We start from the raw sequence: 24880 nt of genomic DNA on the forward strand, positions 1-24880 counted from the left end.
GGGTATCGGCGAAGTGGGTGCTGACAGCCTGCCTGAGCCACCCGGGGACGCCGAGCTGGACGAAGACCGCCGCGAGGGCCTGGTCCTGCCGGTGATGGGAACCGTCGAGGCCGGCGCGCGCACGCCCAGCCGCCTGCAACCCCGCCAGGCCGCGCGGGTGCACACGGGCGCGCCGCTACCCACGCTCGCCGACGCCGTGATCCCGCTGCGGTGGACCGACGGCGGCAGCAAGCGGGTGCGGATCCTGCGCGGCGCCCCTTCGGGTGCGTACGTGCGCCGCACCGGCGACGACGTGCAGCCCGGCGACGTCGCGGTGCGCGCCGGCACGGTGATCGGCGCGGCCCAGGTCGGGCTCCTCGCGGCGGTCTTCGTCCAGCTCGGCGTCCCCGGGTGGCTCAGGCAGGCTGTCAGCACCCACTTCGCCGATACCCAGCACGTCGACGCTGCGCACCGCGTAGCCGTCGATCGCGGCCTGATCGAAGCCGGGCATGGGCCGTTCGGTGACCACTTCCTCGGCACACATCAATCCCTGCGCCTCGGCGATGGCCACTCGGATTGGCCGCGGGGCCACCGCGGCAGCGGTTATCCGGGCCTGCTGCTCCTCAACAGAACGCACAGCGCGCCTCTCTGCCCTCAATGCCCTGGCGGGCACCGCCCTCTAGTGCCCTGGCGGGCACCGCCCTCTCGTACCCTGACGGGCGCCGTCGTGGGCCGGACGTATCGGCCGGCTACTTCTCGGCCAGGCCTAACCGCGCCACCAACCATCGCCGCAAATCCGGGCCGTAGTCGTCACGATCCAATGCAAAGTCAACCGCAGCCTTGAGGTAGCCGCCGGGATTTCCCAAGTCGTGTCGAGATCCGCGGTGCACGACGACATGCACGGGGTGGCCCTCCGCGATGAGCAAGGCGATCGCATCGGTGAGCTGGACTTCGCCGCCCACCCCGCGGTCGACGCGGCGCAACGCGTCGAAGATGGCGCGGTCGAGCACGTAGCGGCCCGCCGCGGCGAACAGCGACGGGGCATCCTCGCGCTTGGGCTTCTCCACCATGCCATTGACCTTCAGCACGTCAGGGTTGTCGTCACCGGGCACCGGCTCGACATCGAAAACCCCGTAGGCGCTGACCTCTTCGGGTGCCACCTCGATGGCACACAACACGGTGCCACCGTATTGCGCCCGCACCTTCGACATCGTCTCGAGGACGCCGGTCGGCAGCACCAGATCGTCGGGCAGCAGCACCATCACGGCGTCGTCGTCGGACGTCAGCGTGGGCTCCACGCAGCTGATGGCGTGTCCCAGGCCGAGCGGTTCGGCTTGCACGACGGACTCGACCTTGATCAGCTGCGGCGCACGCCGCACCTTGTCGAGCATCGCCTTCTTGCCGCGCGCCTCGAGCGTTCCCTCGAGGACCAGGTCCTCGACGAAGTGCGCGACTACGCCGTCCTTGCCCTCAGAGGTGATGATCACCAGGCGGTCGGCGCCCGCCTCGGCCGCCTCCGCGGCCACCAGCTCGATGCCGGGGGTGTCGACGACCGGCAGCAGCTCTTTGGGCACCGTTTTCGTCGCGGGCAGGAAGCGGGTACCAAGACCGGCAGCGGGCACGATCGCCGTGTGTGGGACCACCAGTTTCGGACTTGACATTGTTCACACGATAACCCGACTGTGGTTTGCCGAGGCGATGTGGCGCGGCCAAAGACCCGGCTGCAATGGTTGAGGCATGGCAACCACTGGTAAGGCCGCGTTGCGGGCCCAGCTGCAGGCAGCCCGCCGCCGCGTTGCCGATCACGTGCGCGCCGAGGACGCCCGGATGTTGAGCGGGCGACTGGAAGCCGCGGAAGGCGTTGTGAGCAGCGGTGACACTGTGTGCGCGTACGTGCCGGTGGGCGCCGAACCCGGGTCGATAGACATGCTCGACGTGTTGCTGCGGCGGTCCGGACGAGTGCTGCTGCCGGTTGCGCGCACCGCTGCTGACGGCGCGGCGCTGCCGCTGCGCTGGGGCGAATACCGGCCCGGCGCACTGACCTCGGCGCGGTGGGGATTGCTGGAGCCGCCCCAGCCGTGGCTCCCCGCCTCGGCCATCGCCGAGGCGAGCCTGATCCTGGTGCCCTCCTTGGCGGTCGACCGCTCCGGCGTCCGGTTGGGCCGCGGTCGCGGGTTCTACGATCGCTCGCTGGGCGGCCGGGACCCGCACGCGCGGCTGGTCGCCGTCGTGCGTGACGCGGAGTTGGTGGACCACTTGCCCACCGAGCCGCACGACGTTCCGATGACCCATGCGCTCACGCCGCGGGCCGGGCTGACTGCCCTCGATAGCACAAGTGCGTGACGAGGTGGTCGTAAATCTTCTGGTGAGGTGATGGATGACCACGACACGACGACTCACGGCCGTGTGGGTTGGACTGGTGATACTGACTTTCGGGTCGTTCACCGCCGGAATCGAACAGCGCGGGGACATCGCGACCATCGCCACGGTTCTCGTGCTCGGCCTGGCCATGATCAAGGTCCGACTCATCGGCGTGCATTTCATGGATCTGCGGTCGGCGCCACGACTACTGCGCACGATTTTCGACAGCTATGTATGCGCCGTTTTCGCGGCGCTAGCCCTCCCCAGGTAACGAAGTCGCTGATCGGTCTGCTGCATCCCGACCGAGCGACGCCGCTCAGCCCTGCCAGGGCCAGGCATGCTCAGGGCGGTGGTTCAGTGCTCATCACGAGGCTCATCATCCGTCCCGCCAGCCCAGCCACCGGTACGAACCTAGCGTCATGCCGAGATAGCCGTGCGCAAGCACGTGGGAATCGCAGTCCGCGAACTCACCGTTGGTGACTCCACGATCGATAACGCCGCGCACCCGGTGGTAGATGCTTGACTCTCGGGCGCGAATGTCGGCGACCTGCTCCTCGGTGAACCATCGGGTGATGTACGGGCTCTCCCGAAAGTAAACGGCCGCTCGTTCGATATCGCCGGAAATGCCATCGAGAAGCCGCCCGGTGATGCGGGCGAGTGCCGCGCGCGCCGTCAGTGTCGGGTCATCGTGCAGGGCGCCCGAGGTGAAGTCGGAGGCACGTTGCTAGATGTCGAACAGGATCGCCGATTTGCTGGCGTAGTAGTGGTACACCGTCGCCTTGTTCAATCCGACAGCGAGCGCGACGTCGTCAATCCTGGTGCCGTGATAGCCGCCAGCGGCGAACAGAGTGGTGGCCGCGCGCAACAATGCATCGCGGCGGGAGTTCGCGCTCAGCATGGCGTTTCAGTCATCAGATTTCGATCCAGGTTCTTATGCCAACGCGATCCTGAACCCTAACACGTCTTCTACTTTTGATTCGATTTTCGTGACCGTCCCCGACAGCGAAGAAACCTGGAAAGAGAGACTGCCGTCGGCACGCAGTTCACCTTGATCCATTACGTTTTCAGCGTGAACATCCCCTTTGCGGCGACAGCTGCGCTGTCGTCAATCCGCTCGACGTTGCCGACTCGGTGGGCTGTAAAAGAACTGCTGCGGCTTACCTGCGTGCTCACCGGTGCTGTTACCGCGGTACTCGCGCTGGGCTGCGCGCAGGTTCACGCCGCGAGTCCGCACGACATCACCCTGACTTTCGTGCGACACGCACAGTCGGCGTCAAATGCTTCGGGAATCGTTGACACCTCAACGCCTGGACCAGAATTGACGCCTAGGGGATGGTGTCAAGCCACCCTGGCCGCAGGCCCGCTAAGCAATCATCACTACGACGGGGTGTACGCCTCGACCATGGTCCGCACCCAGGAAACGGCTGCGGCAACCGCGCAGGCGCTCGGTGAACCCGTCAACGTGCTTGCCGGATTGCGCGAGGTCGAGGCCGGGGACTACGAAGGACAGCCGGAGGCCAATGCGATGGGGTACTTCACGGCCCCCAAACAGTGGTTCAAGGGCGACCGCAATGCCCGGATCCCGGGATCGCTGGACGGCAACGAGTTCGAAGCGCGCTTCAATGACGCGGTGCAACACATCTATGACAGCGGAGAGCTCAACCCAGTCGCTTTCTCACACGGCGGAGCCATCATGATTTGGGTGCTGATGAACGTGCACAATCCAGATCCGTCGCTGCTGACGAGCAAGCAATTGACCAATCTCGGTCGTGTCGTAATCACCGGCAACCCGACCGACGGCTGGACGATGACGGAGTGGAGCGCCGACCCCCCACCCTGCTGAGCCGGCCCTGTCCTGCGGGACGTCGTCAGCGTCACGTATCGGCTGCGATGAAACCTTTGAACGCAGCCGTGCGGCCTGAGTCGGCGTCTCCAGCCGTGCGAAGCTTCATGTATTCGCGGCTATGTCATGCTGCAGTCTCACGGCCGCAAGCGGCGAAGCAGTGCCGTTCGCTACTGGTTTCACCAACAACTTGCCAAGAAGAGCCACGGTGCTCGCGATACCACCTACGACGGTGAGGGCGGCAACGTGGACCAGCAGCATGGGCGGATTCTTGATGCCGTGCCGCACAGACAGGTAGAGGATTCCGGTACCGAACAAACCGGCAGCGAAAGCCATTGGTACCAGCGAAATAAGCGACAGATAACCCCAGCCGTGCAGCAGCGGCACCATCCGGTACACGAGGATACCGCTGACTAGCGCCGACATCGCGTTAGTGAAGCCGAGGAAGATCGGGTATCCGAAGACCACGAAGGGTTGGCTGCCTTGATACTCGTACACGCCCAGCACGCTGACATAGGTCATCTCGGCGGCAATCGCCATGACAACGATAAAGCCGTACATCTGCCACACCGCGCGCATTGTCGGGCGGCGCTCGAGGTACCGCGCAATGTAGACGGTCGCTCCCCCGTAGAAGGTGAGGTAGGCCGCAGGGAGCCACACCGGTTGTGAGCTACCGAATGTTGTGTAGAGGTGCCACTGGCCCTGCTCGCGGAACCACAGCCCGTACAAATGATCGAACAGTGGTTCCATCAAACATCCGAGTGTGCCGCTCGCTGCGACGCATAGCGGCCAGATTGTTCGCTCCCGCCGACACAGAGTGATGATCCACACCAACACGAGCAGGCCAAGCCCCCACGTCAAACCGGTGGCGACCCACTGACCTACCTCGTTGACGGGAGTATCGATTCCGTGTGTCTCGACCGGAGCGATAGATGACATCAGCGCATTCCTCACATTTTATCCCACATTAGAAAGCACTCTTTGGAGCATACGACGCCCGAGGACGTGCGTACCCGAGTTTCGTTGGATTACAGCCAACCGATGCGCCGTCACCACCGTGAGGCTTGTCGGAGGCTGTCGAGCGCTTCGCCGGGTAGCTCACGTCGAGAGCCCAGCTGCCGGTGCCGATGCCTTGCCAAGGATGAACCAATCGTTGGGGTGCACATCCTGGTGAACCAACGAGAGTTCCGCTCACGCCGAGTTCAAGTGAGCCCTGCGGCGCTTTACAACTCAAGGGAGTCGAATGCATCAAGGTCATCGATCGCGGCGGCCGTGCGTCTAATCACCGCCAGACACGTGTCAACGGGCTGCATCTTCGGTTGGTACGCCGCGCGGCCGATCGTGAACGCCCAAGCGGTGTAAGGCCAAAACGATTGTTGCCGATACTGCAGCAGCGCCACGTCGAAGTCGATCACCGGCCCGCCGGTGTCCCGTAATGTCTGCACGTAGCGGCGAATCAGGTCCTCTTGCCAAAGTCGACGATCCTCCGGCTCACACCCGGAATTCACGAGGTAGGCGAAGTCGAACGCCCAGCCGCCCTGCAGGATCGCTTGCCAATCCCCCAGCCCCATCTTCCCGGTGGACGTCACGTATGTCTGGCCGGCGTGAGCATCACCGTGCAGAAGCGTCCGCGGCATGTTGTAACTGCTGAGGTCCATCGAGGTCACCGTCGCCTCGAAGAGCCGGTCACTTTGTCCGAGGAGGCGTTGCGGGATGACGTCCTTTGCGCGCCTCATGCCCACCTCGCAGCGCCTCTTGATATCGAGGAACACTCGCGTCGTCGCGAGGTAGTCGGCGGGCGTCTTGAGATTGAGGATGTCCGGATCACCCCAAAGCGGCGCGTGCAGCAGTGCGAGTTCGCTGACCAGGTCGGAGATTTGGTCGTAGGTGAAACCAGTTGTGGGAGTCAGGAATCGGACCCCCTTGGTCGCAACGATGTCTTCCATGATCGTGATCGATCGCCAGGATGCAGCATCGACCCGGCCCCAGTAGCCCTTCGGCGCCTCGATGGCCGCCTTATCGCGCAGCCGAGTGTAGAACTGGCTCTCGCCGGTGATCGCACCCGCGCCGCCGAGGACCATACGCTGCCGGAAGGACTTCGTCGTCTTGGTGAACAGCTGGGTCGGCAGACCGGCCGCCGTTCCCACGCCGTTGTACTCGACGCGTAGCGAGAGTCGCTCGGACGTGCCGCTGCTGCCGTACGGCGTCGTGAAGGCGACGACTCTGGCGCCCGGCACGTCGCGGCACAGCACCTCAGAGAGCCAGTCGGCGTTGAGTTCTGCTCCCGAACTCGGCACGTCGTGCAGTTGATCGAGAGTTGGCGGCCGCAATCGCTCACCGACGCTGTACGCTCCCACGATTGCGGCCTTCACGGCCAATTGCAGCTTTGGACTGACCGGCGTCACGGGCCTAGGCCCGCGAGGCCGGAAACGGGTCGTTTTGACCGCTCGCGTACGGGTCGCCATTGTCCGATCGCCGCGAGCTCACCAGCTCTTTGAGCACACCGAGTCGGCCGCCACGGTCCTGCAGTTTGAACTGCTTGAGCATAGTGCGCGCGGCGTTCTGGCCGGGCATCCCGCTGATCCCGGCGACGGGGTGCGTGCCCGAGCCGGTCAGGAACAAGCCGGCGACGGGCGTGGTGTAGCCGGCGAAGCCAGCTACCGGCTTGTTCGGTCCGAAACGGGTGATCGTCGGATCGACGTGATAGACCGAGCCGTCGACCGCCCAGAAACGCTGCTCGATGTCGGGGAGCACCAAAGGACGAACCGCAATCTGTAGTTCGTCCACACCCTTGTAGTACTCGTCAGCGTCTTTGATGATGCTGTCGGTGATCTTCTTCCGGGCCACGTCCCATCCCTCTTCCGGATACGACGGGGTCAACCCGGTCCAGAACCACCACAGGTCTTTACCTTCGGGCGACATCGACGGATCGAACGAGTTCGTGACCTGCGCCAATCCGGGAATGGCTTCCGGTACGTGGCCGCGCACACACGCTCGCGCCGCCTCAAGCGCTTGCTCGTAGGTGTGGTAGCAGTTGCAGGCCTGTCGCATGTCGATGCCGTCGCCACGCCACTTCTCGTGCTTGGACATGTCGATGCGGCCCGAGAGCGCGACGTTGACCTTGGCGTCTGCGATGCCGCGCTTGCGCGTCGGAATATGGTCGGCGGCATTCTGCTTCTTGGGCTCCAGGACGCCGCGAGGTAGCAGCCGGGTCAGCGTGGTCTTCGGGCTACACGCAGTCAATACCCCACGGCGGGCGTAGATTTCCGCGCCACCCCTGATACGGACCCCGGTGCAGCGATTATTGGTGACGATGAGTTCCTCGACCGGGGAACTGGTGATGACATCGCCGTGGTTGTCCTTGATGACGCCGATCAGCGCCTTGGGCAGAGATCCGGTGCCGCCGTGGAACATCGCGACCCCGTACCTGGACAGCACGCCCAGATAGATCAGCGACCAACCCGACATGTCCGCGTCGAACGGCATGAACGGAAGCGACGACAGCAGGGGCGCTCGGATCATGTCGTGCTCGAAGCTCTCCTCAATTGCCTCAGCCTGCGAGCTCGACATCCAACGCCCCAGCGCCGCAAGCTGCTTGCGGTTCTTCACCAACGCGCGAGCGGACTTCAGGATCGCTTTGATCTCCGGCTTCATCACGTTGGTCTGCATCATCGGCAGGCCAATCTCCACGGCGGCGTCGATGACCTCGTACAACTCGATGAGCGCCCGGGCGTCCTTCTTGGAGAAGTACGCGAGTTCGGCGGCGGTCTTGCGGGGATCCCGCCACAGGCCCAACGACGCCCCGTCCGCGGACAGCTGGAAGTGAGCCGGATCAATCACGGTCTGGCGCAGTCCGTAGTTGCGCGATAGGCCCAGGTCGCGATCGATGGTGGTGGTGCGAAACAGCGACGCCTGGATCGAGGCCTCGTTGATCTTGTATTCCGGGGCCTCGGGTGCGAAGGGGTTCGTCGAGGTCATGCCACCTGCCGTCGGCGACGCCTCGACGACTAGGACGTCGAGCCCGGCTTTCGCCAGGTAAGCGGCGGCAACGAGGCCATTATGTCCGGACCCGACCACGATCACATCCGCTTCGCGAGGCAGTTGGTTTTTCATTGCGATTCCTTCGTTACTCGGGAGCGCACACGCTCATCAGGTGGAGATCGTGAATCTTCCAGTCGTCGGACGGTGGTGCGGACCCCCCGGCGTGCCGAGGCCCGGCTCGCGCCGCGCCTTAGGGGCGTGACGTCTGGAGTTCTACTAACACCGCAACCATGACGACTAGACACACTGTATGCAGTTTGAGGCGTGGAACACAATAGGCCGCGGGTTGGACTTCGACGCTTTGCCGCCCGCTCGGCCCGGTTGGCACCATCCGGTCTCCAGAACCGGTCGTCCATGGTGGTTTTCGACGAATCCGGCCCGACCATGCCGGCGACGATCCCGTCGGTGGCCGATGCGCGCCTGTGAGCACCGCGCCTCTGAGCGGTTGTGGGGACGATGTCACCTCCAAAGCCACCAACTTGCGTTGCCTGCGGGAATGCACGGTTATCATCGCGGCGTGCGAGTACAACCGGAGGGCTCCCGGCACCGCGCGGAACTGGTCGTCAGACGAAATCCCACGGCAGCTGCGGAGTTTCAACGCCGACTGGCCGATGCGATCGAGCGCCTGGTCGATGAGGACACGAGTTACGGCGAATTGAGCGTCGACCAGTTGGTCAATGAAGCGGGAGTCGCGCGCTCGACGTTCTACAAATACTTCGGCGACAAGAGCGGCTTGCTGTCCAGTCTGGCCGTCGCCGTCCGCGACGATTTTCTCCAGGCCGCCGACGCGTGGCTCGCCATGACCGCCGGCGGAACCAGGGCGGAGTACGAGCAGTCTTTTCGTATCATTTTCGAGGCGTACCGAACTCACCGAGTGGTCATGAGGTGCATCGTTGAACAGTCGACCCAGGATGCAGTCATTGGGGCACACTTCCGGGAGATGATGGATGTGTTCGTCGGCGCCGTCGAGCAGCACATCCTCAAGGGACAGCGAGCGGGTGTCGTCGTGGAATCCCGTTCGGCCAGCCACCTTGCCGTCTGGCTGACCTGGATGCTGGAGAACGGACAGATGAGGCTCATCGCACCGGCGGACGATCGCGCTGTCGAGAAGTACACCTCGGCGGCAACCGACATCGTATGGAAGACGCTGTACGCGGACGCCGGTAGCAATGGCTAAGCCGAATCGGCGGCCGCCGTCCAGTCGGTCTACGCGGCGAGCCGACATACTGCTTGCACTGGCAGATGCCGCGGCTGAAAGCGTGAGCGAGGGAACCACATTCGTAGACCTGAGTGTCGAACGACTCTCACGCCGAGGGGGCATTTCGCGTGCCAGCTTCTACCTCTACTTCGAGGACAAAGGCGAACTGGTGAGGGCCTGGTACGACGCCCTCGACCGCCGCGTGGCCCGGGTGCTCACCGAATGGTGGGAGGCGGAACGTCCCACCGGTCATCTGCTCTCAAGCGTACTGAGCAGGCTCGCCGCGGAGTACGCCGGTCAGCGGTTCGTGGTGAACGCGGTGCAGGACACGAGCGCACACGATCCGCTCCTGCGCGAAGCGCTCGACGATGCGTTTCAACGCCGAACGACCGCACTTCGCAAGCACATGGTGCGAGGGCAGCGGGCCGGGTGGGTCGACCCCGAACTCGTCGCCGCCACGACCGCGCCATGGCTGGTCGCGATGATCGACCGGGTGATGGAGCAGGTGGTGTCTCGAGAGACCGACGATCCGTCACTGATCGAGACCGGTACGGACATCATCCGCCATACCTTATACACGGTCTAAGGTCACAGTGGCCGCGCGACACGTTCAACGAGCCAGCAATCCTCGATGCCCCTCCGCTCCGACTTCGTACTGAGGTAATCACGATTGTCCGCATTCAAAGTTGCCGGCATCGGCACCACTGTGTTGCAACGGATTCCCGCACGCTGAAGTCCCACCACCTTCTCGGGATTGTTGGTGAGCAGCGCAACGCTGCGCACACCGAGGAACTGAAGAACACCTACAGCACCGTCATAGGAGCGAGCGTCCACGACCAGGCCGAGTGCGACGTTGGCCTCGATCATGTCCAACCCGTGCTCCTGTAAGGCGTACGCCTTCAGCTTGTTAAGTAGAGGGATTTCGCGTCCCTCGTAACGTCGCAAGTGCATGATTATCTCCCCGCCGAGCGCGCACGACGGCGAGTCGCTGCATTCGAATGGACCGCGCAACCTCCTGGACACCGCCTGGCCCCGATGACATAATCGTTATGCACATAATGTGCATAACATCGGAACACGGTGGAGCCGAATGGAATAACGAGGAGCACGATGCCAGAACACGGGGACCACGCGATCGTCATTGGCGGCAGCATGGCGGGTATGGCCGCCGCCCGAGCGCTGAGTCATTTCTTTGGCCGGGTCACCATCGTCGAGCGAGACGAGCTGGCCTTCACCGAGGAGAGACCGCGGCAGGTACCCCTCACCCGTCGCGGCGTCCCGCAGGGCGCACACCTGCATGGTCTCCTCTATGTCGCGCGCACCACCTTCGATGAGTTGTTCGACACCTTCACTGATGAGATGCTCGCCGTCCCAACGCCGTTCTTCGACATGTGCCGCCACCAAGCGCTACTACTGCCCGAGGGTTGGATCGCACGCGCACCGGGCGATTTCCGCGTCACGTTCGCCACTCGCTGGACGACCGAGTGGGTGGTGCGCACTCTGGTGAAAAACGTGCCGAACATTGCGTTCACCGTCGGTCAGGTGATCGGGCTGGCGACGGCCGGGGAGGGTAAACGCGTGACGGGCGTGGTGGCGTTGACCGACGAGAGCGAACGGATACTCGAGGCCGACCTCGTTGTCGACGCCAGCGGTCGGGGGTCGCGTGCCCCGCAATGGTTCGAGGAGATCGGCTACGCGCCACCGGTTGAGACCACCGTAAAGTCCTACCTAGGTTATGCCACCACCTACTGCCATCTGCCGGAGGACGCGTGGCCCGGCGACCTGAGGTCGATCACAGCTCCGCCCATTCCCGGCTTCACACGCGGCGGCTCGATCAACCCGCAGGAGGACGGGATCGTCGGCGTCATCGCGGTCGGTCAAGCTCGAGACTATCCCCCAAGGGACAGAAAGGGTTTCGCCGAGTTCCTCAAGACCGGCGTTACCCCCGTGATATACGACATGTGGCAACGCGCCGAGCAGATCTGCGACATCTCGACAACACGGACATCGACCAATCAGCTGCGCCGCTGGCACGAACTCGCCGATCGTCCAGAAAGATTCATCGCGCTCGGGGACGCCTACGCCGCATTCAATCCGGTGTACGGTCAGGGCATCACCAACGCCGCGCTGTCGGCCAAAAGGTTGCGGGACCTGCTGCGCGAGCACCCTCTCGACAAGGCGATCGAGATGTTGCCGCAACAGTTGTTCGAAGTTAGCGCCTTCCCGTGGTCAACTGCGACTATGAACGATCTCGCGTTCGAGGCTACCGAGACCGAGAACCTCGATGCCCCGCCGCCAAAAGAGGCCGTCGAGTACTTCACGCAGGTACGCAGGCTGGCCACGGAGGATCCCTACGTCGGAGGCATGATGTTCCGCGCGATCGGCACCCAGGACCCCGGCCTGCTGTTCCAGGAGTCCGTGATGCGGCGCGTCACAGCTAGGGCCGGGTTACCCGACGGCCCGGCTCCCGACTTCACTGCACCTCCCCTCTATTCACTCGACCGGACCCCCTTGGCCGAGGACGCGGCATGACGATCTCCTACCTGGCGAACGCGCTGCCGGTTCCGGACGCGGTGAAGGCGGGAACGGGCGTCGGGTGGTTCTTCACCATCTGGGGTGGCGGGATCGGACTCCTCGCCCTTCCGTGGTGCGTCCACCGCGGGTTTCGCGACAAGAACTGGCTACCCACGCTGATGTGGTTTGGTGGCGCCTTGGCCATCGTGCCCGAGCCGCTGATCGATCACGTCTGCTACTTGTGGTGGCCGAACGACCTTCCGGGGCCGGTGCTCTCGGGCTGGGACGTCAACGTCCCGCTGTTCATCCCGTTCGCCTACGCGTTCTTCGTGGGCCTGGACGGGTACATCGGCTACGTCTTCATGAGGCGCGGCATCTCCATCAAGGGTGTGTGGATGCTCTTCCTCGTCTTCATCGTCTCGGACCTCGCGCTGGAGTACCCCGGCGTCGGGCTCGGTGCCTACGAGTATTACGGCAGCCAACCGTTTCAGCTCGGTCCGCTTCCCTTATGGGTCACGTGGATCAACGCGACCGGCATGCTACTGGGCGCTTTCATCCTCTGGTTGGCATCCCCGCACCTCAAGGGCTGGAACCGGCTCTTCGTGGTGATGATTCCGATGCTCGGATACGTCACCTCGTGGTTTACTCTTGCCTGGCCGAACTACATGGCCTTGGAATGGGATCCGCCGATAGCGGTGCGGTTCGCCCTCAGCTCCCTTTCGCTGGCCTTCTGCCTGGCGGTGGTGGCGGCGATCGGGCGGGCGGTGTCGAGCAGCCGGGCAGACGGCCACTCCCCGATCGCGGAATCGTCGGCGGGCGCAACCAGCCATGTGAGCCCGTAGCCGGACCGGCCCAGCCACCGACTATGTTGGCAGTAGGCTTCGACGATGGCGACGCACCGAATGTCGATACAGGCTCACATCGGTCGCCAGCGCCGCGAGGCAACGCGTAACGATGTACTCGAAGCCACGGCGCGGCTCCTGGCCCACGGCACGCCCGTGAACGCGTTGAGTGTTGACCGGATCGTCACCGAGGCGGGGGTGGCACGGCGAACCTTCTACCTTCACTTCAAGGACAAGCAGGACGTCGTCGCCTGCCTAGTAAGCGAGCAGATCGCCTGGCGTGAGGAAGTCGGCGCCGAAGTGCTGGCCGACCCCCAACTCACCCGCGATGAATTGGACCGCCTGCTGGTGGACATCACCGCGCAATGGATGGATCACAAGACCGTGCTCACCGCTCTAATCGAAATGGCGGAGTACGACGATCAGATGAGGGCGATATGGGACGGGGCACTCGGCTCGATCGCCGACAACGTCACCGAATACCTGACCCGCCGCTGGGCCGATAGGACTGACGGTCCTGCCGATATCGAATCGGTGGCCAAGGTCCTGGTGTGGATGCTTGAGCGGTCGTGTCACCAGATCACCCGTGAACCCGAGCTTCTCGGACCGATCACTGCCGCAATGACCGAGATCTCATGGCGCTTAGTCGAATTTCACTGAGCCTTCGCTCACCACGGTCTCTACGGCTTGATTGTCCTCGATCGCCTCGATCGCCCGGCCCAACATTGTCTTAAGAACTTCCCTACCACGCTCATTCGCCGTCTCGTATCGCGTGAACGCCACCATCGGGTACACCAGCCCGAAGGCAACAGCACTGCGGTACTGGTGTTGCGCACGGGCAAACGAGTAGTCCCGCACTCCTGCGGAAACGAGGCCCTCCCAATACCGGCGAACAAGCGCTCCTTCGTGAGCACGCCGGAGTTCAACAGGAAGACTTTGGGAAACGACGTACGCAAGGTCGCGAATTCCAGCCTCCTGCAAGGCCATCTGGAAATCAATGATGATCGGCTCACCATCGGCAGCGAAGAACAGGTTGTCTGAGCGGAGCTCGCCGTGCACCAACGTCCTTGGGGTGGCGAGCCGATCGATCAGAATCGGGACAAACTCGCCGAACCGGTCGGCGAAGTCGCTGATCTCGGGCGCGATGCGCGGAACGACCAGTCGATAGTGCGACCACCCCATCGAGAACAAGTGCGCCAGTTGGGCGTTGACTGCCCTGCCGATGGGAGAATCCAGTGCCGGGAACACCGCGGCTTCGTTGGTGAGCCGTGGCGACTCCCACGACCAGGCATGGAGTCTCGCCAGGTTGTCGGCAACCGCCTCGGCTTGGTACAGGCTCAAACCGACGATCTGATCCACGGCCACGAACGGCGCTAGATCCTCCATCACAACGACGAACTCCGCACTTCTTCGTCGAAGTCGGCATGCAGCAGCTTGGGGGACCGAATGGGGGCCGACTCGGAATTTCGCGATACCACGTCACCTCGCGGGTGTAGAGGCCGAGCGCCGTGGCCGGTGCCCGCATCTTCGGGTCGGGCACCGGCAGTTTGACGATGACGCTCGAAGGAGCGCCGCGCCCCCGCATGTGCACGCGGTACAGGACTGAGGTGAACGTGGCCCCGACCCCGACGGGGTCAATGCCGGTCACCGTCACGGGGAGGCCGAGTGGATGACGTCCACGCCGAGTCGACTCCCTCGATCGAGGGTGGGATCGTCACGAGGTTGCCCACGACTTCTGCTTGAGTGCGGCGCAGACCTCGAGCCATCGCGATGGTGCCTTGACCGCATCGTCGAGTGGTGCCATGAGGGGCATCAAGTCAACGATGCCGACGAATGTCGCACCGCCGCAGACGTATTCACCGGCGATCTTCCCGATCTCGGCCGGCGAGCCGTAATACACCGACTTGCGTACCATTTCCGGCGGCACACGCGCGACGATCTGCGCGACTTCCTCAGCGGTTTCGTTGAAGGGCAACCAGTTCGTCGCGTAGTGGAACCCCGGCGGCATTATCGATTCGACGCCTTGGCGCGACCAGTCGGCCTGATTGAACCTGCCGAGCACACCCGCGTAATACTTCAAGCATTCGTTCTCGAAAGTTCGATCGATGACGTCGGGGTCCTCATTGATGAGGCACCCCAACCAGATCCCGAACCCGAAGGCCTCAGGGTCTCGGCCATTCTTCTCTACCCGTTCCTTGACGCTCCCAACTTGCGTGGCCCAATCATCTGGTGAGAAATACACATTCGGCACACCCGCCTCGATGCCGTCGGCGTACCGGGTGGCAATATCGATCAGTTTCGGCCCGCCGCCCAGCGCCCACAGCTCGGGGCGCCGCTGCGGTCGGTCTGCACCGAGATACGCTTGGTCGAACCGAATGACATTGCCATCGAAGTCGAACGGCTCGTCACGGTCCCAGAGTAGACCGCTCAATCGGAAGATGTCCTCCATGCGCGCGAGGCCTGTGGAGCGCTCGTAGCCAAGCGGCCGCGTTTGCCGCAGCTCGCCCGCACCCAGCGTGCACACCACGCCCGGCCCATCGGTCACCGCCGACGACAGCGTCATGAGCGACCGGTACAGCTCGGCGGGCCTGCTGCGCACCGCGTCTGCCGTCACGCGTACGCCGATCTCCGAGTTGGCCGCCAAGCCCAACATCGCTAGGAGAAGAGGGTCGTTGGTCGAGTTGTTGTCGAGAAGCGCAGCGATAGGCGCATTCTCGGGCGTCCATAGCGATTTATGGAACCAGCCGGAGATCTCGTCCCAGAACCACAGGAAATCGACCTCCGGACTCGCTCCAAGCGTCCGAGCCACATCGCCCACTGTGGCTGGTGGGGTGCCGCGGTGGTTATCGACCGGAATTCCGGTCATCGGTGCGGGCAAGGGCATCGTTGCCACCATCCTCCGTTGACGTTCGTGCAGGCGCGACGCGAACTGTGACGTCGCCCACTCGGACTGTAGCGGTATGCACGGTGTGTGTAAATCACTTCGGCCGCCCTAGCGGCGTAGTTCTCTCGAACCGATGGCGCTATCTCGACTACGCGACGCGCTAACTTCTACGAGCGATGACTCTCAGAAGAAACGTCTGCCTGGCGTGCTCGGCCCTAGCATCGTCGAACACTGCGTTGGACTGGCGCGTCACCCCAGCAGGGGGCACCCGCGACTCCCGCTCGCCGGGCCGGGCTGGCGCAACCGGTCAAACCTGGCTTCTGCGTCCAGATGTCGGACGCCGTCGGCCGCCCAATGCACACCGTGTGAGGCAGCGGGCCGGTTACGACGCCCGCGGTTGGCCGCATCCCCTTCTTATAGGCGATGGAGTCAGCGCCTTTGCCCGGGGTTTATCTGGGTATCAGTCCTCGATGCCCCATGCGATCCGCCTTGGTAGTGAGATAGTCGCGATTGTCCTCGGTTTCGGCCGCTGGCATGGGAACCATTGTGGTGCAAAGTATTCCCGCTTGACGAAGTCCTACGACCTTCTCCGGATTGTTGGTGAGCAGTGCAACGCTGCGTACGTCCAAGTAACGCAGGATCGCGACTGCGGCTTCATAGGAACGGGCATCAACCGGCAGGCCGAGCGCAACATTCGCCTGCACCGTGTCCAATCCGCCCTCTTGAAGTGCGTATGCCCTGAGTTTATTGATCAGTCCGATCCCGCGCCCTTCATGGCCCCTTAAATAGATGATCACTCCTCGCCGAGCGCGTACAACGGCTGACATCGCGGCACCGAGTTGTTCTCCACAATCGCAGCGCCGGGAGCCGAAGACGTCGCCGGTCAGGCACTCCGAGTGAACCCGCGTCAAGACATCCCCCCCGGTGACGTCACCGCGAACCAGGGCAATGTGCACCGTAGGGTCAGCAGAGACAGTAAACCAGATCGCGGTGAACTCTCCGATATCGGTCGTCACAATCATCGACTCCGAATGAACAACGAGGGTTTCCCGATCACCGTCTTCTATATCGGCGAGTTCATCTGTTCTGGACGTCATTTCGCGACTAATCGTCCTCGCGGAGCGACACCCGCTACCCGTCTGCTCAACGACGGTGAGGCAAGGAGTCGTTCGATGTCCTCGGGAGTGTCGAGGTCGGTTGCCAGATCGGGGTCGACGACTGTTCGAACAGGCAGACTTCTGCGCCGTGCCTCGAGCAGATGCCGATCGAATGAGGCAGGCCCGTAGTAGAACCGGAATTGCACACGTGTGGAGATCGCCAGCACCGGCGTTCCGCCATCCCGGTTCCCACGGACAACCACCACATCGTCGTCCGCGAAACCGTCAACGACCGCCCGGAACGTTCGGGCGAGCGGCAAATCGGCATGCGCGACGACCGCGCGACGACAACCACGCGACCGTGCCCATTCCACACCCGCCGCAGCTGCGGCATTCAACGACCCCGGGTCATTGATGCAGGCAAGACCGCGACAAGACGCCCAGGCCCGCACCTCGACTGCGCTGGAGACGATTACAGTCGCCAACCCCTCCGCCGCCTGCACCACACCAGACGCCATGCCGCACAACAACTCAGCACGCTCCTCCGTGGTCAGCAGCGGGGCCAGACGGGTCTTACCGTCGGCAAAGGACCGTATTGGGACGATCAGCGCCGTATCAGCAGACCTCAACACCGTCTCGAGACTGAAGTTTGCGCAACCGAGGTGCCAGATCCGTTTGAAAGAGTTCCAGGAAACGTCGTTGATCGTGCCCCGGTGCGTGGAACACCAGATGATTCAACCCGTAGTCGACATAGGCAGCGACCTTCTCCACGGCCTCATCGGGATCAGAAGCGACGATCCAACGCTTGGCAACCTGTTCGATAGGCAAGGCATCAGCAGCCTGTTCCATTTCGACCGGCGACTGAATCGAGTGCTTTTGCTCCGCGGTCAACGACAACGGAGCCCAAAATCGCGTATTCTGCAGTGCTAGTTCAGGATCGGGATCATAAGAAATCTTGATCTCAATCATCTTGTCGATATCGCGCGGATCTCGACCCGACAGTTCTGCGCCTTCCTTCATCGACGGAATGAGGGTCTCCGTGTATAACTCGACACCCTTACCCGACGTGCAGATGAACCCCTCGCCGGCCCGGCCGGCGTACTTGGCCACACCGGGCCCGCCGGCAGCGATATAGATGGGCACCCCGCCCTCCGGAACGTCGTAGATCGATGCCCCGCGCAGCCGGTAGTACTCGCCATCGAAATCGACTCGATCACCCGTCCAGAGTTCTCTCATCAGCCGCACAGCCTCACGCAGACGAGCGAACCGCTCCTTGACCTCCGGCCATTCACCGGTGAAACCGGTGGCGATCTCGTTGAGCGCCTCACCTGTACCCACACCAAGGAACACCCGACCCGGACAGAGACACGCCATTGTCGCGAACGCCTGCGCCGTGACCGCCGGGTTATATCGGAATGTCGGGGTTAGCACAGACGTGCCGAGTGTGATCCGCTTGGTACGCTCGCCCACCGCCGTCATCCACGACAATGCAAACGGCGCATGCCCACCCGTGACACGCCAGGGCTGGAAATGATCGCTGACCGCGGCACTATCCATGCCGTGTTCCTCGGCCAACACACCCAACTCCACCAACTCACGCGGACCGAACTGCTCAGCGGACGCCTTATATCCAAGCTTTAACTCAGGCATGCAATACTCCTTCATAGACAACTGATTGGGTTACAGGTGCCGAGGTCAACGGCGTGTAGTCCGTGGTGCGCTGGCGGGCGGGGCGGCCGATGCCTTCGGCAATCGCGACGAGTTCCTCGACCGACTTCGCCGAGCCGTTCTCCGAACCAGCCATCCGCGAGATGGTCTCCTCCATCAGCGTGCCGCCCAGATCATTGGCGCCACCCTGCAGCATCACCTGCGTGCGCTCGATCCCCAACTTCACCCACGACGTCTGGATGTGGGAGATCCTGCCGTGCAGCATGATCCGCGCCAGCGCGTGCACCGCCCGGTTGTCCCGGTGCGTCGGGCCGGGACGCGCGCCACCCGCCAGATACAACGGCGAGGACTGGTGCACGAACGGCAGCGGCACGAATTCGGTGAACCCGCCGGTGCGGTCCTGGATTCCGCGCAGCACGTTGAGGTGTCCCACCCAGTGTTTCGGGGTGTCGACGTGGCCGTACATCATCGTCGAGCTCGACCGCAGCCCCACCTCGTGCGCGGTGGTCACCACGTCGATCCACTCCGAGGTGGGCAGCTTGCCCTTGGTCAGGACCCACCGCACCTCGTCGTCGAGAATCTCAGCGGCGGTGCCGGGGATGGACCCGAGGTCGGCCTCGCGCAACGCGGTCAGCCACTCGCGCACCGACAACCCGCTGCGGGTGACGCCGTTGGCGATCTCCATCGGCGAGAAGGCATGCACGTGCATCGAGGGCACCCGGGCCTTGACCGCCCGCACCAGATCTGCGTAGCCGGTGACCGGCAGTTCGGGGTCGATCCCGCCCTGCATGCATACCTCGGTGGCGCCGGCGACATGCGCTTCCCAGGCACGGTCGGCGACCTCGGAGGTGGACAGCGAGTACGCGTCGGCGTCACCCTTACGTTGGGCGAACGCGCAGAACCGGCAGCCGGTGTAGCAGATGTTAGTGAAGTTGATGTTCCGGTTAACCACATACGTGACGTCGTCGCCGACAGCGTCTCGGCGTAGCGAATCAGCAAGAGCGGCAACGGCATCCAGGGCCGGACCGTCGGCAGTGGCCAGCGCCAAGTACTCGTCGTCGCTGCAGCCGCCCGGGTCGCGCTCGGCCGACCGCAGGGCGGCCAGCACATCGCTGTCGATGCGCTCGGGCGCCCGCGCCGCCAACTCGGAGACCTTCTCCCGAATGGATTCCCAGTCCCCGAACGCGCTACCCAGGTCGCTGCGCGTCTCGGTCAGCCGGCCTTCGGTGTCGATGGCCGCGTGAAGATCGGTGCGCCCCGACGACTCCGACGCCTCATCGGGCTCCTGCCACGGGCGGCCCACCGACTTGGTATCCCGCGCCCACCCGGTGTCCGGATCAGCCAGCGCATCCACATGCCCGCGCACCCGCGGATCGATCCACGCCGCACCCGCCTGCACGTACGACGGCTGCGCGGTAAGTCGTTCCACCAGTTCATAACCCGCGGTGGCCGTCACCTCGGCCAGGTCGTCCAGCGCCGGCCAAGGCCGTTCTGGGTTGACGTGATCAGGGGTAAGCGGCGATACGCCGCCCCAGTCGTCGACGCCCGCTGCGACCAAGGCCAGGCACTCGTCGCGGGAGACCAGATTCGGCGGCGCCTGAATGCGCATCTTCGGGCCGAGCACGAGGCGGCTCACCGCGATGCTGGCCAGGAAGTCATCGATGCCGGCATCGGGTACCGCGGCCATGGCGGTGTGGTCCTTGGCCCGGAAGTTCTGCACGATCACTTCCTGAACGTGTCCGAACTCCTTGTGCGAGCGGCGAATCGCGTGCATGGTCTCGGCGCGCTCGGTCAGGGTCTCCCCGATGCCGACGAGCAGACCGGTGGTGAAGGGAATTGAGAGCCTGCCGGCGTCATCCAGCGTGCGCAGCCGCACCGCCGGATCCTTGTCCGGGCTGCCGTAGTGCGCCAGCCCGTTGGTCTCGAACAGCCGCCGCGACGTGGTCTCCAGCATCATCCCCATCGACGGGGCCACTGGCTTGAGCCGCGACAGCTCGGTCCAGCTCATCACGCCGGGATTCAGGTGCGGCAGCAGACCGGTCTCCTCGAGCACCCGGATCGCCATGGCGCGCACGTAATCCAGTGTGGAGTCGTAGCCTCGCTCGTCGAGCCACTGCTTGGCCTCGTCCCAGCGGGCCTCCGGCCGGTCGCCGAGGGTGAAAAGCGCTTCCTTGCAACCCAACTCCGCGCCCCGGCGCGCGACGTCGAGGATGTCGTCGGGCTCCATAAACATGCCCTTGCCCTGAGCGCGCAGCTTGCCCGGCACCGTGACGAAAGTGCAGTAGTGGCACGTGTCGCGGCACAGGTGCGTCACCGGGATGAACACCTTGCGTGAATACGTCACCGGCAACCGCCCGCCGGGACCCCGACGGCCGGCCGACTCCAGGCCGGCGTCGCGCACACGGGCCGCGCTGGCGCACAAGTCGGCCAGGTCATCGCCGCGGGCGGTCATCGCGATCGCCGCCTCGTCGACGTTGAGCGCGACACCGTCCCGGGCACGACGCAAGACACGACCTAAGGCGGCGGGGCTGGCCACTTGAGCCCTCACAGGGCTCACCGGATTGGGCAGGACGACGCCGCGGTGCGGGTTCGGAGCCGCGACCGTCCGCGACCACACGAGTCGTGTTATCCCATTTGATGTCTGATGGCGACACATTGAGCTTCCTCAAGCCGATTGATGAGTCCGCTTGGCAGACCGGTGGCTCCGCCGCTCTCGACCAGAGCACCCCACCCGCAGTTGTACGAAAAGCCTCAGTCGGCCTTTACCAACCGGGATACCTCAATCATTCCGTTGACGGCATCTGCCGCGTCCTTGATGCCCAGCAGCGCCGAAACATCGGCAAACGCATGACGAGTGGCGCCTGCGTCGGTAAACGGCCTAATCTTCGCGGCAATCTCGGCCGGATTGCCGATGTGGTAGGTCTTGCGCACCATCTCGGGTGTCACCTTGTCGGTAATCGCATAGACCTCGTCGCGCGTGTAGGACCCGGAGAGCATCTTGAACGCGTAGTGCCAGTCCAGTGGCATGACCGACTCGATGCCTTCACGCTCCCACTTGGACATGTCCAGCCGGCCGGCAGTCGCTGCAAAGAACTTCAGCAGCGGGTTGTCGATGTACTGCTCGAACGCGTCCTCGCTCTCGCAGACGAAAAGCATGTGGATTGCCCCGAAGTCGAATTCCTCGGGGTCACGGCCGATCTCGGATAGCGTCTTCTTGTGGGTGTCGACGAACTCGCCGAACTGATCGGCGTACGGCATCACGAAGGGCACGCCGACTGCGATGCCATCAGCGTGCTTGAGGGCAGCATTAATGAGGCGGTCGCCACCCCCCATGGCGATCACGCGGGGCTTGCGGTCTTTGCCGCCGTTGCCGATGAACGCGTCCTTGAGGTTCCACACCGTTCCGTCGTGGTCGAAGGCCTCGGTGCCCTTGATCAACTTCTCAAGGACAGCCAGGCCGTCCTCAAGGCGCTTCACGCCCATCGATCTCTTGATGCCGAAGGGAACCGTATTCTTAGCCTCGCCGGCGCCGAGGTAGAAGCAACCCGGTCCGGTCGTCGTGGTCGCTAAGGTCAGGAGCATCTGCGCGAGCTCAGAGGGATTACGGCGCAGCATATCCGTACCCACCCCGAATCCCACCTTCCCCTCGGTCGCACTCAGAGCGAAGCATGCGGTGGCGAACGGATCGGCGATCGAGTCGATGTCTGGAGCTACGGCGGCGACGGGCGAATTCTCCGGTGTCCACAGATGCTGCGGGAACCAGCTCATCAGCTGGTCCCACACCAGGACCTGATCCACGTGTCCGCTGGCCTCGATCGTTCGAGCCAGGTCTCCCGCCAGCCGCAGCGGCGCGTAGCGCGAGCCCCAGAGATTCACACCGGTCAGCACTTCGGGCACCGTCGCCCTCCTTAGATGTAGAAGGTAAGTAACTGGTTACTTCGTGATCTTTGCCATAAGCTGCTTGTCGTGTCAAGTGCGTCACGTCCGCGCCTCTCCAAAGAGGCACGCCAGGAGCAGATCGTGGCCGCGGCGCGCGCAGAATTCCTCTCACGCGGCTTCGCCGGCGCCCGCATCAGTGAGGTGGCGCGCGCCGCCGAGGTGAACATCGCGTTGGTCTACAAGCACTTCCGCAGCAAGGAGGAGCTGTTCGACGTCGCCGTGGTCGCTCCGCTGCGGGCGGCGTTGGAAGGGGTGATCGCCGGCATGAAGACGCTGCCGTCAGATCCCCTCGGCGCAGCCCAGTACGCGAGCATGCTGCGCTTCGTCCGCGCCCTGCTCGAGTTCTTCACCCAGTCCGCACCGGGACTCGGCGTCGTCTTGTTCGGCGATCGCGGCCCGGCGACTGAGTTCTACTTCGAGCACATTCGACCGTTGATCGAGGCCAGCATTGAGGCGGGAGAGGTCAACCGGGAGCGATGGCCGCACGCAGACTACGACACCGAGACAGCGGTGCAGGCCGCGTTCGGGATGGCGTTCTGGTTCGCCGTCGACGAGTCGATGCGAGGGACAAACACAGACCTTGACGTCCGGGCGCGTGCGCTGACCGACATCGTTATGTACGGCGTCGCCGCCCGAGAAACGAGGTAGGGCGCGCACTCGGCGACCAGACACCGCAGAACCTCGATGGCAGGCGGGCGTCGAGCCGCACCGGCCGTCATCTGTGTGGCAAATTGGGGAGGGCTTTGCAGGTGTGATTCTTCACCGCACCCTTGACGGGCTTCAACGTCCAGGTCGTACCTGTAGAGCTGCGAAAATTGGGCTGCTGGGGCGCCGCCCTGGCGACCAGTTGGCCGGGCGGCGCACCTCATCGCCGGAGACCCTCCGCGAAGGACGATGATGAGCATGCGTCGCAAGCCGAGCGAATCATTCGTAGAGCGTTTTCCATACGATGTCGGTCAACGCTTTCAGCAAGCGGGCAGTCCGCGCGGTGCCCGCCGAAGCCGCCATGGTGTAAAGGCCGCGTTCGATCATCCAGATCACCCAGCCAGCCGTTTCGGCGGGCTCCAACCGGCCGTCGACGAATCCCTCCGCCTGCCCGCGTTCGATATGTGCTGTCAGTTTTGCGATCGCGTCGTTCTGCAGGTCGAGCACCTGCTTCTTGATATTCGGTTCGTAACCGGCTGCATCGGAGATCGCGGCTTCGACAACCTTGTGCCGCAGGTACATATCGAAGATTCCGCCCAGAGCCTGTTCCAACTGGTCGCGGGTGCAGTCCGCGCGCAATTCCCACCACCGTGTGGCCACGACCGACGACTCGGCGATGAAGTGCTGCGCGAGCTCCAGAAGCAATGATGCCTTGTCCGAGAAGTTGGCGTAGAAAGTTGCCCTCGACACCCGCGCCTCGTTCAGTATCTGGTCGATGGTGATGGCAGGAAACGAATGGTCGACAAGGAGTCGCTCGACCGCTTCAAGCAGTCGCTGTCGAAGCTCCGCGCGCTGTTCGGCCCGAGTGCGGCGCTGCTTGCGAGCGGCGGTCGTTCGAGCGCCGGCTCGCTGGTCGGCTCCGGGCCGGGTCACAGGTGCTCCGATCCAACTCGAGAGGCATGGACGGAGCCGCCGCACATGAACATGCTTCGCCTGCGGTGCGTCATTATGCCCCAGCCGCTACATGCCCTTATACAGGCCGCCGTCGATCCGCAGGTCGGCGCCGGTGATGTACGCCCCTCCCTTCCCGGCGAGGAACACGACCGCCGCCGCCACCTCCTCAACGGAGCCCAGTCGTCCCAGCGAGACGCCGCCGAGCTGGTCTAACATCGCTTGGATCGCCTCTTGTCGGGGAAGGCCGGTCGCAGCGGCGAGCTGATCGCCGAGTTGCCCCTCGCCGGTCCACCCTGGGGTCTCGATCGCGCCGAGAGACAGCGTGTTGACCCGCACACCTAGCGGTCCCATCTCCACGGCGAGCGCCTTGGTGAAGGTGTTCAGGGCGGCCTTCGACGCCGCGTAGTCGACAATGCCCGGCTCCGGTTTGACCGCTCCTATCGACGAGATGTTGACGATGCTCCCGCCGCGCTCCACCAACGACGGAAGTGCCCGTCGAATGAGCCTCACCGGAGCGAATAAATTCAGGTCGAGCGACACCTGCCACTCGGCGTCGGAAACCGCTGCGATCCCGTTGGTGCGCGGCTGTTCGATCCCGCCCACGTTGTTGACGACGAGATCGATTCCGGCAGCCGCTTCCAACGCCGTATCGGCGAGAAGCGCCACTCCATCGGCCGTGAGGAGGTCGGCCTCCACCCACTCGATTCCGGGTAGCGCGGGGTCGGATCGCGACGCGCCGAAGACCCGCATCCCGACATCGCGAAGGGCGCTGCATACCCCGCGACCGATACCGCGACTGGCCCCCGTCACTACTGCCACTTTTCCCGACAGCGTTGGGTCCTCTGAAATCATGTCACTCTCCGATCGATCATCGCCGCCGGACCAACATCGGCCAGCCGCTTCTGTCCCACGTGC

At 63.9% G+C, this 24880-nt stretch carries 23 protein-coding genes and 3 pseudogenes; 10 read left to right on the top strand and 16 right to left on the bottom strand.

Annotation, left to right across the window (positions count from 1 at the left end):
- Nucleotides 1–367: pseudogene (locus tag A5695_RS27400) on the top strand (molybdopterin molybdenumtransferase); the annotation flags it as partial.
- 9 nt (nt 368–376) lie between these two features.
- Here the strand turns inward: A5695_RS27400 and A5695_RS28970 are convergent.
- Together A5695_RS28970 and A5695_RS08545 are read right to left on the bottom strand one after the other, a co-directional pair.
- Nucleotides 377–616, bottom strand: a pseudogene (locus A5695_RS28970) (molybdopterin molybdenumtransferase); the annotation flags it as partial.
- A 112-nt stretch (nt 617–728) separates the two neighbouring features.
- On the bottom strand, nt 729–1640 hold the full coding sequence (locus tag A5695_RS08545) for a UTP--glucose-1-phosphate uridylyltransferase (RefSeq protein WP_068079956.1): 912 nt from the start codon (nt 1638–1640) through the stop codon (nt 729–731).
- Nucleotides 1641–1716: 76 nt separating this feature from the next.
- Here A5695_RS08545 and A5695_RS08550 point away from each other — a divergent pair, with 76 nt between their 5' ends.
- Both A5695_RS08550 and A5695_RS08555 read left to right on the top strand, forming a co-directional pair.
- Nucleotides 1717–2322, top strand: coding sequence for a 5-formyltetrahydrofolate cyclo-ligase (locus A5695_RS08550; protein ID WP_068079959.1), 606 nt, complete (start codon nt 1717–1719; stop codon nt 2320–2322).
- 34 nt (nt 2323–2356) lie between these two features.
- On the top strand, nt 2357–2611 hold the full coding sequence (locus A5695_RS08555) for a cytochrome C oxidase subunit IV family protein (protein WP_068079961.1): 255 nt from the start codon (nt 2357–2359) through the stop codon (nt 2609–2611).
- Between the two features lie 123 nt (nt 2612–2734).
- Here the strand turns inward: A5695_RS08555 and A5695_RS08560 are convergent.
- Nucleotides 2735–3238, bottom strand: a pseudogene (locus A5695_RS08560) (TetR/AcrR family transcriptional regulator); the annotation flags it as partial.
- A gap of 267 nt (nt 3239–3505) precedes the next feature.
- Between A5695_RS08560 and A5695_RS08565 the strand changes: the two are divergent.
- Entirely contained in the window at nt 3506–4183 is a 678-nt protein-coding gene (locus A5695_RS08565; RefSeq protein WP_156749536.1) for a histidine phosphatase family protein, read from the top strand.
- 105 nt (nt 4184–4288) lie between these two features.
- On the opposite strand, the gene A5695_RS08570 is transcribed toward A5695_RS08565, so the two are convergent.
- The 3 genes from A5695_RS08570 to A5695_RS08580 form a co-directional block, all read right to left on the bottom strand.
- Nucleotides 4289–4933: a hypothetical protein gene (locus A5695_RS08570; protein ID WP_231974760.1), complete on the bottom strand. Its 645-nt coding sequence runs from the start codon at nt 4931–4933 to the stop codon at nt 4289–4291.
- 473 nt (nt 4934–5406) lie between these two features.
- Entirely contained in the window at nt 5407–6540 is a 1134-nt protein-coding gene (locus A5695_RS08575; protein WP_231974761.1) for a phosphotransferase, read from the bottom strand.
- 52 nt (nt 6541–6592) lie between these two features.
- Nucleotides 6593–8296, bottom strand: coding sequence for an NAD(P)/FAD-dependent oxidoreductase (locus A5695_RS08580; protein WP_068079964.1), 1704 nt, complete (start codon nt 8294–8296; stop codon nt 6593–6595).
- 445 nt (nt 8297–8741) lie between these two features.
- On the opposite strand from A5695_RS08580, the gene A5695_RS08585 reads away from it, so the two are divergent.
- Entirely contained in the window at nt 8742–9401 is a 660-nt protein-coding gene (locus A5695_RS08585) for a TetR/AcrR family transcriptional regulator (protein ID WP_231974762.1), read from the top strand.
- Nucleotides 9402–9483: 82 nt separating this feature from the next.
- On the top strand, nt 9484–10008 hold the full coding sequence (locus A5695_RS08590; protein ID WP_082945911.1) for a TetR/AcrR family transcriptional regulator: 525 nt from the start codon (nt 9484–9486) through the stop codon (nt 10006–10008).
- A 2-nt stretch (nt 10009–10010) separates the two neighbouring features.
- Here A5695_RS08590 and A5695_RS08595 read toward each other — a convergent pair whose 3' ends face one another.
- Nucleotides 10011–10373: a hypothetical protein gene (locus A5695_RS08595; RefSeq protein WP_156749526.1), complete on the bottom strand. Its 363-nt coding sequence runs from the start codon at nt 10371–10373 to the stop codon at nt 10011–10013.
- 159 nt (nt 10374–10532) lie between these two features.
- Here A5695_RS08595 and A5695_RS08600 point away from each other — a divergent pair, with 159 nt between their 5' ends.
- From A5695_RS08600 to A5695_RS08610, 3 genes are read left to right on the top strand one after another with little or no spacing between them, the layout of a single operon-like run.
- Nucleotides 10533–11954 carry an NAD(P)/FAD-dependent oxidoreductase gene (locus A5695_RS08600; protein WP_156749527.1) on the top strand — a complete coding sequence of 474 codons (1422 nt, stop codon included), beginning with the start codon at nt 10533–10535 and terminating at the stop codon, nt 11952–11954.
- Nucleotides 11951–12778: a hypothetical protein gene (locus tag A5695_RS08605; RefSeq protein ID WP_068079970.1), complete on the top strand. Its 828-nt coding sequence runs from the start codon at nt 11951–11953 to the stop codon at nt 12776–12778. Before A5695_RS08600 ends, A5695_RS08605 begins: the two co-directional genes overlap by 4 nt.
- A gap of 45 nt (nt 12779–12823) precedes the next feature.
- Nucleotides 12824–13438 (top strand): TetR/AcrR family transcriptional regulator, encoded by a 615-nt coding sequence (locus A5695_RS08610; RefSeq protein ID WP_082945912.1) that lies wholly within the window; start codon nt 12824–12826, stop codon nt 13436–13438.
- Here the strand turns inward: A5695_RS08610 and A5695_RS08615 are convergent.
- From A5695_RS08615 to A5695_RS08640, 7 genes are all read right to left on the bottom strand, one after another.
- Nucleotides 13421–14251: a phosphotransferase gene (locus tag A5695_RS08615; protein ID WP_082945913.1), complete on the bottom strand. Its 831-nt coding sequence runs from the start codon at nt 14249–14251 to the stop codon at nt 13421–13423. The two genes, A5695_RS08610 and A5695_RS08615, sit on opposite strands and share 18 nt — an antisense overlap.
- Nucleotides 14252–14492: 241 nt before the next feature.
- On the bottom strand, nt 14493–15662 hold the full coding sequence (locus A5695_RS08620; protein WP_197515404.1) for an LLM class flavin-dependent oxidoreductase: 1170 nt from the start codon (nt 15660–15662) through the stop codon (nt 14493–14495).
- A gap of 449 nt (nt 15663–16111) precedes the next feature.
- Nucleotides 16112–16759: a GTP cyclohydrolase II gene (gene ribA / locus A5695_RS08625; RefSeq protein WP_068079976.1), complete on the bottom strand. Its 648-nt coding sequence runs from the start codon at nt 16757–16759 to the stop codon at nt 16112–16114.
- Nucleotides 16756–17391 (bottom strand): 2-phospho-L-lactate guanylyltransferase, encoded by a 636-nt coding sequence (gene cofC, locus A5695_RS27410; protein ID WP_197515405.1) that lies wholly within the window; start codon nt 17389–17391, stop codon nt 16756–16758. Before cofC ends, ribA begins: the two co-directional genes overlap by 4 nt.
- Nucleotides 17375–18409: a glucose-6-phosphate dehydrogenase (coenzyme-F420) gene (gene fgd / locus A5695_RS08630; RefSeq protein WP_068079979.1), complete on the bottom strand. Its 1035-nt coding sequence runs from the start codon at nt 18407–18409 to the stop codon at nt 17375–17377. Before fgd ends, cofC begins: the two co-directional genes overlap by 17 nt.
- A complete protein-coding gene (locus tag A5695_RS08635) occupies nt 18402–21083 on the bottom strand; it encodes a bifunctional FO biosynthesis protein CofGH (RefSeq protein WP_068079981.1) in 2682 nt (893 codons plus the stop codon). The genes fgd and A5695_RS08635 overlap by 8 nt, the downstream gene beginning before the upstream one ends.
- 95 nt (nt 21084–21178) lie before the next feature.
- Complete coding sequence (locus A5695_RS08640) at nt 21179–22324, bottom strand: LLM class flavin-dependent oxidoreductase (RefSeq protein ID WP_068079983.1); 1146 nt, start codon at nt 22322–22324, stop codon at nt 21179–21181.
- Nucleotides 22325–22393: 69 nt separating this feature from the next.
- Here A5695_RS08640 and A5695_RS08645 point away from each other — a divergent pair, with 69 nt between their 5' ends.
- A complete protein-coding gene (locus tag A5695_RS08645; RefSeq protein ID WP_068079984.1) occupies nt 22394–23014 on the top strand; it encodes a TetR/AcrR family transcriptional regulator in 621 nt (206 codons plus the stop codon).
- 276 nt (nt 23015–23290) lie between these two features.
- On the opposite strand, the gene A5695_RS08650 is transcribed toward A5695_RS08645, so the two are convergent.
- Both A5695_RS08650 and A5695_RS08655 read right to left on the bottom strand, forming a co-directional pair.
- Nucleotides 23291–23944 (bottom strand): TetR/AcrR family transcriptional regulator, encoded by a 654-nt coding sequence (locus A5695_RS08650; protein WP_068079986.1) that lies wholly within the window; start codon nt 23942–23944, stop codon nt 23291–23293.
- An 87-nt stretch (nt 23945–24031) separates the two neighbouring features.
- Nucleotides 24032–24817 (bottom strand): oxidoreductase, encoded by a 786-nt coding sequence (locus A5695_RS08655; RefSeq protein ID WP_068079988.1) that lies wholly within the window; start codon nt 24815–24817, stop codon nt 24032–24034.
- Nucleotides 24818–24880 lie beyond the last annotated feature (63 nt).

Origin of the sequence: Mycobacterium sp. E1747, assembly GCF_001667775.1 — a bacterium.
In the GTDB taxonomy this organism is placed as follows: domain Bacteria; phylum Actinomycetota; class Actinomycetes; order Mycobacteriales; family Mycobacteriaceae; genus Mycobacterium.